Here is an 8,381-nt window from a genome sequence, read left to right on the forward strand (position 1 = left end):
TGCGGGTTTTCGATTTTGATCTGGTTGATCACATCGATCCCGAAGTTCAGGTGCATCGACTCATCGCGCAGGATGTACTGGAACTGTTCGGCCACGCCGGTCATTTTGTTGCGGCGGCCCATGGACAGGATCTGGGTGAAGCCGCAGTAGAAGAAGATGCCTTCCAGTACGCAGTAGTAGGCAACCAAGTTGCGCAGCAGCTCTTTGTCGGTGTCGACGGTGCCGGTTTCGAACTTCGGATCGGAGATCGAGCGGGTGTACTTCAGGCCCCAGGCGGCTTTTTTAGCGACCGATGGGATCTCGTGGTACATGTTGAAGATCTCGCCTTCATCCATGGCCAACGATTCAATGCAGTACTGGTAGGCGTGGGTGTGGATCGCTTCTTCGAAGGCCTGGCGCAGGATGTACTGGCGGCATTCGGGGTTGGTGATCAGGCGGTACACGGCCAGCACCAGGTTGTTGGCGACCAGGGAGTCGGCGGTGGAGAAGAAGCCGAGGTTGCGCATGACGATGCGACGTTCGTCGTCGGTCAGGCCTTCGGGGTTTTTCCACAGGGCGATGTCGGCGGTCATGTTGACCTCTTGCGGCATCCAGTGGTTGGCGCAGCCGTCGAGGTATTTCTGCCAGGCCCAGTCGTACTTGAAGGGCACGAGTTGGTTGAGGTCGGCGCGGCAGTTGATCATGCGCTTTTCGTCGACGGCGACGCGGGCGGAGGCGCCTTCGAGTTCGGCGAGGCCTTCGGCGACGTCGAGTTTGTCCAGTTCGGCCTTGGCGCGTGCGATGGCGGCCGAATCACTGGCGGTGACGGCGCGGGCTTCGATGGCGGCGGCGGCGCCGGCTCCGTCGAGGCGGTCCATGTTGGCTTCGGTGGCGTGGCCGGCGTTGGCGCCTCTGACTACCGCTGCAACGCTGTCTTCGTTGTCGACTTCATCCCAACTCAGCATTGAAATACTCCTTCCAGATCTGTTCTGACGGTGTGTGGACCCGTCCAAAAAATAGGCGGTTTGCAGGCTTCAGGCATTGAAATACTGCGCAGAGTGTGGTCGGAAAATACCGATACTGCACACTATGTAGTGGTCTGTTCTGTTTGTGGGCACACTATATGGTGTGTAACAGGGGAGGTCAACGCGCAAGAAGATCGTCTGTACGTTAAACGTCGCGTTGAAAAGATCGTGGTATAGCGACGCAACATTAAATAGAATGAATCTCATTTGAGACTCAGTCGCGCCGCGCAGGTCGCTTGCCATGAATGATGCTGTTGTACCGACCCATGCCCCCGAACCGACCGTGTCGAGCCTGTACCGCGACCATCACAGCTGGCTGGAAAGCTGGCTGCGCCGGCGTTTGGGCAATGCCTGGGACGCCGCGGACCTGAGCCAGGATACCTTCCTGCGCGTGCTTGCCAGCGCGCAGCCGATCGAGCAGATGCAGGAGCCGCGCGCCTATCTGGTGACCGTCGGCAAACGCCTGCTGGTGAATTTCCATCAGCGGCGCAGCCTCGAGCAGGCTTACCTGAATGCCTTGGCCAGCCTGCCGCAGGCTTGCGTGCCTTCGCCGGAACAACGCTGGTTGTTGCTGGAAACCTTGCACGCCCTGGACGACCTGCTTGAGGGTTTACCGGTGCAGGTGCGCCGCGCTTTTCTGTGGAGCCAGCTGGAAGGCCTGGGCTATCGGGAGATCGCTGCACGCCTCAACGTCTGCGAGCGCACGGTAAAACGCTACATGGCCCAGGCCTATGAACACTGCCTGCTGGTGAACCTGTGAGCCGCGACGTTGCCCGCGCCGCCGCCCAGTGGCTGGCGCTGCTGGAGTCAGGCGCGGCCACCGAGCGCGACCACGCCGCGTTGCAGCGCTGGCGTGACAGCCATCCCCAGCACGAACAGACCTGGCAAAGCGCGCAGGCCCTGCGCCAGCGTTTCAGCGACTTGCCCCAGGCCCTGGCAATGGCCAGCCTCGATCGCCCGCAACTTGGACGGCGTGCTGTGCTCAAGCGCGCGCTGGGCATAGCGGCACTGCTGCCGACGGCCTGGCTGCTCAGCCGGCAATTGCCTATCCAGACCTGGCGCGCCGATCTGCACACGGCCACGGGGGAGCGCACGCGCATGGCATTGGCTGACGGCGCCAGCGTGCAACTCAATACCGCGACGGCGGTGGACGTGGACCCGGCGCAGCGACGCATCACCCTGGTCGAGGGTGAGCTGGCGTTGAATGTACCCGCAGCGACGGCGGTGAGGGTACAGACGCGTTACGGCGAGCTGACGGTCAGCCAGGCTGAAGTGTGTGTTCGGCAACTGGACGCCGGTTGCCTGGTGTCTGTGCTCAAGGGCTCCGTGCGGGTACGCGACCTGGACGGGCGCACGGCAACCTTGCAAGGGGGTCAGCAAGCGCCGTTGAAAAGCACCGGGCTCGGCGCCTGGGTCGCGTTCGATGCGCTGCAACTGGGCTGGCGCGACGGTGTACTGACCGCGCAGAACCAGGCGCTGGGGGATTTCCTGCGGGAATTGGCGCGTTATCGGCCAGGCGTGCTGCGCTGGGACCCGCGCCTGGAGACGCTGCGGGTCACCGGCAGTTTTCGTCTGGACGACACCGACCGTATCCTCGACCTGCTGGCTTCCAGCCTCGGGTTGCACGTACAGGCGCGGACCCGTTATTGGGTCACGCTGTCCTGAAGCGCTGGGATGGGCAGCGCTTATATATCCATATCGAATAAATAAAGAGTTATATATTCCTTTTATTGTTCTTCTCGATGGCGCATTTTGAGGGCCTGCGCATTCGTGCGGATTGACCCAACAGCCAAAAGGAAAGCCGACATGACCATCAAAGCGATCAACGTGCGCAACCAGTTCAAGGGCACCATCAAGGAAATTCTGCTGGGGGAAGTGGTGTCGGAAATCGACGTGCAGACTGCGTCCGGCATCGTCACTTCGGTCATCACCACCCGTTCGGTGCGCGACCTGGAGCTGAAAGTGGGCAGTGAAGTGATTGCCTTCGTGAAATCCACCGAAGTGTCGATTGCCAAACTCTGAGACACGCATGAGAACGGGGCCGCCGCGCTGCCCCGGTCCCTCGTCACTTACAGCTGGCGCAGGGCGCGCTCCATGCGTTGCAAGCCTTCTTCCAGCATCGCCCGTGGGCAGCCAAAGTTCAGGCGCACGAACTGTTGGCTGTCATCGCCAAACTCGATCCCGGCACTCAACCCAACCTTGGCCTGTTCAAGGAAAAACTGTTGCGGATCTTCCAGGCCCAGGGCGCTGCAATCGAGCCAGGCCAGGAATGTACCTTCCGGCGCGTGCATGACCACGCCGGGCAGGCGGGTTTGCACGGCGTCGAGCAGGTAGTCCCGATTGCCTTGCAGGTAGTGCAACAGTGCCTCGAGCCAGTCGCCGCATGCGCTGTAGGCGGCGCGGGTGGCTTCCAGGCCCAAGGGGCTGACGCTGTCGACCATGCCGCAGCGGGCCTGGTTGAAACGCTCGCGAATCGCGGCATTCTGGATCACCGCAAAACAGGTCTTCAGGCCGGCGACGTTATAGGCCTTGCTGGCCGACATCAGTGTGATGGTGCGTTGCGCGATCTCGGGGCTGAGGCTGGCGGTGGGAATATGGCGACGGCCGTCAAAGCACAGCTCGGCGTGGATTTCATCGGAAATGATCAGCGCGCCGTTTTCCATGCACGCCTGTGCAATCGCCAGCAGCTCCTCGCGGGGGAAGACCTTGCCGATCGGGTTGTGCGGGTTGCTCAGCAGCAGCGCACCGGCACCGCTCAAGGCATCGCGCATGGCCGCCAGCGGCGTGCGGTATCGGCCATCAATCAGCTCGAACGGCACTTCGATGCGCGGCAGGTTCCAATGGCCGGGCGCCAGGCGAATCGGCCGATAGTTGGGGGTTTGCAGCACCACCGGCTGGCCCGGCTGGACGAACGCGTGCAGCGCCATATTGAAACCCGGTTCGACGCCGGGCAGGAACAACAGCTCATCCGGTTCAACACGCCAGGCGTACTTGGCCCACAGGTCGGCGATGATCGCCTCGCGCACGTCCGGGCCGGCGACACTGTAGCCGAGCACCTTCTGGTCGAGGCGCGCATGCAGGGCCTCGAGCACGGCGGGCGGGGCGGCGATGTCCATGTCGGCGATCCACATCGGCAACACGTCTTGCGAGTAGCGGTTCCACTTGGTGCTGCCGGTGCCGAGGCGTGGGTGGATCGTGTCGAAATCAAAGCTCATGGGGCGCTCGTATCAGGGGGGGTATAAAGAGTGGCGCTGATTCTAGCGCCATTCGTTTTATAGGCCAGCGCTGAATATTGCGGGCCACCGTTCCATCACCGACAAGCTCTGTCATAAAAACGCCATTGCGCTGGGGATCGAATCAGGGAAGGGCTATTTTGGTGCATCTCAATCACTCGAGTAGTCACGGATGAAATACCAAGCCTTCAACCGCACCTTGATTGCCACTGTCCTGGTGTTGACGGTCAGTGGTGTGCAGGCCGCTTCCCAGGCCCCGGTGGCCGGGGAAAATGGCATGGTGGTCACCGCCCAGCATTTGGCAACGCAGGTGGGCGTGGATGTGCTCAAGGCCGGTGGCAATGCGGTGGATGCGGCCGTTGCGGTCGGTTACGCCCTGGCCGTGGTGTACCCGGCGGCGGGCAACTTGGGCGGCGGCGGGTTCATGACCGTGCAACTGGCGGACGGGCGCAAGACGTTCCTCGACTTCCGCGAAAAAGCCCCTTTGGCGGCAACGGCCAATATGTATCTGGATAAAGACGGCAACGTCATCGAGGGCCTGAGCGCCAAGGGTCACCTGGCCGTCGGCGTGCCTGGCACTGTTTCCGGCATGGAGCTGGCCCTGAACAAATACGGCACGCTCAAGCGCGCCCAGGTGATTGCGCCGGCGATCAAGCTGGCAGAAAACGGTTTTGCCCTGGAGCAGGGCGACATCGACCTGCTGCACACCGCCACCGCAGAGTTTGAAAAAGATCAGGACCTGCGCGCGATCTTCCTGCACAACGGGCAGCCGCTGCAGGTCGGCCAGACGCTGGTGCAGAAGGACCTGGCCAGGACCCTCAAGGAAGTGTCCGCCAAGGGCAGCGATGGCTTCTATAAAGGTTGGGTCGCCAAGGCCCTGGTGGATTCCAGCCAGGCCGGCAAGGGGTTGATCACCCAGGCGGACCTGGACCGATACAAAACCCGCGAACTGGCGCCCATCGAGTGCGACTACCGTGGCTACCACGTGGTCTCGGCGCCGCCGCCAAGCTCCGGTGGCGTGGTGATCTGCCAGATCATGAATATCCTCGAAGGCTACCCGATGGCGGACCTGGGCTATCACTCGGCCCAGGGCCTGCACTATCAGATCGAAGCGATGCGCCACGCGTATGTGGACCGCAACAGCTACCTCGGCGACCCGGATTTCGTGAAGAACCCGATCGCGCATCTGCTGGATAAAAACTACGCGGCGAAACTGCGCGACGCGATCGAGCCGCACAAGGCCGGGGATTCCCAGGCGATCAAGCCGGGGGTATCGCCCCATGAAGGCAATAACACCACTCACTATTCGATTGTCGACACCTGGGGCAACGCGGTTTCCGTCACCTACACCCTCAACGACTGGTTTGGCGCGGGCGTGATGGCGAGCAAGACCGGGGTGATCCTCAACGATGAAATGGACGACTTCACCGTCAAGGTCGGCGTGCCGAACATGTACGGGCTGGTCCAGGGTGAAGCCAATGCCATTGCGCCAGGCAAGGCGCCATTGTCGTCAATGAGCCCGACCATCGTGACCAAGGATGGCAAGGCGGTCATGGTGGTAGGGACGCCGGGCGGCAGTCGCATCATCACCGCCACCTTGCTGACCATCCTGAATGTCATCGACTACAAGATGAACATCCAGGAGGCCGTGGACGCGCCGCGTTTCCACCAGCAGTGGATGCCGCAGGCCACCAACCTGGAGACCTTTGCGGTCAGCCCGGATACCCGCAAGCTCCTCGAAAGCTGGGGCCATACGTTCGCCGGGCCGCAGGATGCCAATCACGTGGCCGCCATCCTGGTGGGCGCTCCGGCCCTGGATGCCAAGCCGGTGGGCAACAACCGCTTCTATGGCGCGAATGACCCGCGTCGCAATACCGGGCTGTCGTTGGGGTACTGACACCCGACTCGCTCGCGCATGGAACATCTGCGGCCTTTCCGGGCTCTACCCCAGGAGCCCCGAAAGGACCCCAGCCATGAAAGCGCTGAAAATCGCCACCTTCAACATCAACGGTATTCGTGCCCGCCTGCCTAACCTGCTGCACTGGCTGGCGCGCGAGCAGCCGGACATCGTTTGCCTGCAGGAACTCAAGGCGCCGGAAAGCCTGTTTCCCTATGCCGATTTCGAGGCGGCCGGCTACGGCGCGATTTGCCTGGGCCAGGCCTCGTGGAACGGGGTGGCGATCCTGGCCAGGGACGCGCAACCGCTGGAAAGCCGGCGCGGCCTGCCCGGTGATGACAGCGACGATCAAAGCCGCTATATCGAAGCGGCCGTGCATGGCGTGTTGGTTGGCTGCCTGTACCTGCCTAACGGCAACCCGCAACCGGGGCCGAAATTCGATTACAAACTGGCCTGGTTCGAACGCCTGATCGACTACGCCCAGGCGTTGCAGGCCAGTGAGCATCCGGTGCTGCTGGCCGGGGATTTCAATGTGGTGCCCACTGACCTGGACATCTACAACCCGCGCTCCTGGCTCAAGGATGCATTGTTGCAACCCGAGAGTCGGGCCTGCTATCAACGCCTGCTGGAACAGGGCTGGACGGATTCACTGCGGCATTTGTACCCCGAAGAGCGGGTGTATACGTTCTGGGACTATTTCCGCCAGCACTGGCAGAAGAATTCAGGCCTGCGCATCGACCATCTGTTGCTCAACCCCGCGCTCAAGCCCTATCTCAAGAATGCCGGGGTCGATGCCTGGGTGCGCAACGAGGCGCATGCCAGCGACCACGCGCCGACCTGGATCGAGCTCGGTACGCGTAAGAAGCGTTAATCGCTCGTTGCAGACGCGAGCAAGCGTTCGACGGCCGCAAACGCCACCGCCCGGCGCGCTTGCCAGTCTCCCCTGATCACCGCCACCGGCTGATGGTGCGCGTGCATCCAGTCCAGGCTGGCCTGGAAGAACGCCCGGCGGTCCGCCAGTTGCGGTTGGCAGCGCTGGCCGTCGGCGCTCCATTCCACGTCTTCGGGCGACAGCAGCAGATGCAGATCGTAATGACGGGCCAGCAGTTCGCTGTCGAGCCAGCCTGGGTAATCGCCAAACAGCGTCTGGCTCCAGAGCCGGTTGGTCAGCAGGTGGGTGTCGAGGATCAGCAGCGCCGGGCGCCGGGCGCGCGCCGCATCCTCCCAGGCCAACTGGCCCCGGGCTATCGCGGGGATATCCGCCAGGCAGGTATCGCGTTGATGCTCGTCGATGAAATGGCGCACGTATTCACCCACCATCAGCCCGCCGAAGTGCGCATGCAGCTCTGCGGCCAGCCAGCTCTTGCCGCTCGATTCCGGGCCTGCCAGCACCACCACCTTCATGGGTGCAACGCCGGGTCGGCGCGCCATTCACGCCAGCCTTGCACGGCAATCACGGTAAACAGCGCATACAGCGCGGCGGTGAGGTAGAGGCCTTTGTAGAGGAATAACCCGACGAAAATCACATCCAGCACGATCCACAACGGCCAGCACTGCACGCGTTTTTGCGCCATCCACAACTGCGCCACCAGGCTGAAACCGGTCAGCGCCGCGTCGAGCCAGGGCTGGGCGGCGTCGGTCCAGTGAGCCATTGCGGCGCCGAGCAACAGACTACCGACAGCGCCCACGGCCAGGCCGTTCATGACCGCCGGCATGCCCAGGCGAGTCACCTGGCGTCCCTGCCTGACCGCGCCGGCGCGGGTCCATTGCCACCAGCCATAGAGCTGAAGGACGGCATACACCACTTGCAGCAACATGTCGGAGTAGAGTTTTACGTCGTAGAACACCCAGGTATAGAGCAGCACCATTACCAGGCCGATGGGCCAGCACCAGGGGTTCTGCTTGACCGTCAGCCAGACGGCGATCACCCCCAGTGCGGCGGCGAACAGTTCAAGCCCGGACATGGCGGTTCCTTGGGGAGTGGGAGAGGGCGGTGATTGTACCCAGAGGTGGACGATCCTCAAAACACAGCAGGTAAATGTGCGAGGGGGCATGCCCCCGATGGTTATAGGTGTCCACACAACTCAGCAGCGCCCAACCGTAACCACGATGCGAAGCGAGCCGCTCTTGATCTTGATCTGCTTTTGATCCTAGCCCCGTTAAACCACGCTGGCCGAACGCAGGCTTGAATTCGTGGGTAACCCGGCAGGACGCCGGGTTAGCCGCACTGGGCCAAGGATGGCCCAT

9 protein-coding genes are annotated in these 8,381 nt (G+C 62.4%); 5 read left to right on the top strand and 4 right to left on the bottom strand.

Annotated features, from left to right (window positions below; all coding sequences use genetic code 11):
• Positions 1 to 944 (bottom strand): ribonucleotide-diphosphate reductase subunit beta (locus BFP93_RS09560; protein WP_065892897.1); only part of this gene is annotated, 944 nt, incomplete at its 3' end.
• 301 nt (positions 945 to 1,245) lie between these two features.
• Here BFP93_RS09560 and BFP93_RS09565 point away from each other — a divergent pair.
• The 3 genes from BFP93_RS09565 to BFP93_RS09575 all read left to right on the top strand — a co-directional run bounded on the left by BFP93_RS09565 (position 1,246) and on the right by BFP93_RS09575 (position 3,026).
• Positions 1,246 to 1,764, top strand: a complete 519-nt coding sequence (locus BFP93_RS09565; RefSeq protein WP_065892898.1) for a sigma-70 family RNA polymerase sigma factor — start codon at positions 1,246 to 1,248, stop codon at positions 1,762 to 1,764.
• Positions 1,761 to 2,669 (top strand): FecR domain-containing protein, encoded by a 909-nt coding sequence (locus BFP93_RS09570; RefSeq protein ID WP_065892899.1) that lies wholly within the window; start codon positions 1,761 to 1,763, stop codon positions 2,667 to 2,669. The genes BFP93_RS09565 and BFP93_RS09570 overlap by 4 nt, the downstream gene beginning before the upstream one ends.
• A 141-nt stretch (positions 2,670 to 2,810) precedes the next feature.
• Positions 2,811 to 3,026: a TOBE domain-containing protein gene (locus BFP93_RS09575; protein ID WP_057725249.1), complete on the top strand. Its 216-nt coding sequence runs from the start codon at positions 2,811 to 2,813 to the stop codon at positions 3,024 to 3,026.
• 47 nt (positions 3,027 to 3,073) lie between these two features.
• Here the strand turns inward: BFP93_RS09575 and BFP93_RS09580 are convergent, their stop codons facing one another.
• A complete protein-coding gene (locus BFP93_RS09580; protein ID WP_065892900.1) occupies positions 3,074 to 4,219 on the bottom strand; it encodes a MalY/PatB family protein in 1,146 nt (381 codons plus the stop codon).
• Positions 4,220 to 4,409: 190 nt separating this feature from the next.
• On the opposite strand from BFP93_RS09580, the gene ggt reads away from it, so the two are divergent.
• On the top strand, positions 4,410 to 6,134 hold the full coding sequence (gene ggt / locus BFP93_RS09585) for a gamma-glutamyltransferase (protein WP_065892901.1): 1,725 nt from the start codon (positions 4,410 to 4,412) through the stop codon (positions 6,132 to 6,134).
• 76 nt (positions 6,135 to 6,210) lie between these two features.
• On the top strand, positions 6,211 to 7,005 hold the full coding sequence (xth, locus tag BFP93_RS09590) for an exodeoxyribonuclease III (protein WP_065892902.1): 795 nt from the start codon (positions 6,211 to 6,213) through the stop codon (positions 7,003 to 7,005).
• Here the strand turns inward: xth and BFP93_RS09595 are convergent.
• Both BFP93_RS09595 and pnuC read right to left on the bottom strand, forming a co-directional pair.
• Positions 7,002 to 7,538 carry an AAA family ATPase gene (locus BFP93_RS09595; RefSeq protein WP_065892903.1) on the bottom strand — a complete coding sequence of 179 codons (537 nt, stop codon included), beginning with the start codon at positions 7,536 to 7,538 and terminating at the stop codon, positions 7,002 to 7,004. The genes xth and BFP93_RS09595 overlap by 4 nt on opposite strands.
• Positions 7,535 to 8,098, bottom strand: coding sequence for a nicotinamide riboside transporter PnuC (gene pnuC / locus BFP93_RS09600; protein ID WP_065892904.1), 564 nt, complete (start codon positions 8,096 to 8,098; stop codon positions 7,535 to 7,537). Before pnuC ends, BFP93_RS09595 begins: the two co-directional genes overlap by 4 nt.
• Positions 8,099 to 8,381: the final 283 nt, after the last annotated feature.

Origin of the sequence: Pseudomonas sp. 44 R 15, assembly GCF_900004965.1 — a bacterium.
Taxonomy (GTDB): Bacteria; Pseudomonadota; Gammaproteobacteria; order Pseudomonadales; family Pseudomonadaceae; genus Aquipseudomonas; species Aquipseudomonas orientalis_A.

Coding starts and splice junctions, on each gene's coding strand:
- BFP93_RS09580 (WP_065892900.1), bottom strand. CDS start 4,219: ATGAGCTTTGATTTCGACACGATCCACCCACGCCTCGGCACCGGCAGC.
- pnuC (WP_065892904.1), bottom strand. CDS start 8,098: ATGTCCGGGCTTGAACTGTTCGCCGCCGCACTGGGGGTGATCGCCGTC.
- BFP93_RS09595 (WP_065892903.1), bottom strand. CDS start 7,538: ATGAAGGTGGTGGTGCTGGCAGGCCCGGAATCGAGCGGCAAGAGCTGG.
- BFP93_RS09565 (WP_065892898.1), top strand. CDS start 1,246: ATGAATGATGCTGTTGTACCGACCCATGCCCCCGAACCGACCGTGTCG.
- BFP93_RS09575 (WP_057725249.1), top strand. CDS start 2,811: ATGACCATCAAAGCGATCAACGTGCGCAACCAGTTCAAGGGCACCATC.
- xth (WP_065892902.1), top strand. CDS start 6,211: ATGAAAGCGCTGAAAATCGCCACCTTCAACATCAACGGTATTCGTGCC.
- ggt (WP_065892901.1), top strand. CDS start 4,410: ATGAAATACCAAGCCTTCAACCGCACCTTGATTGCCACTGTCCTGGTG.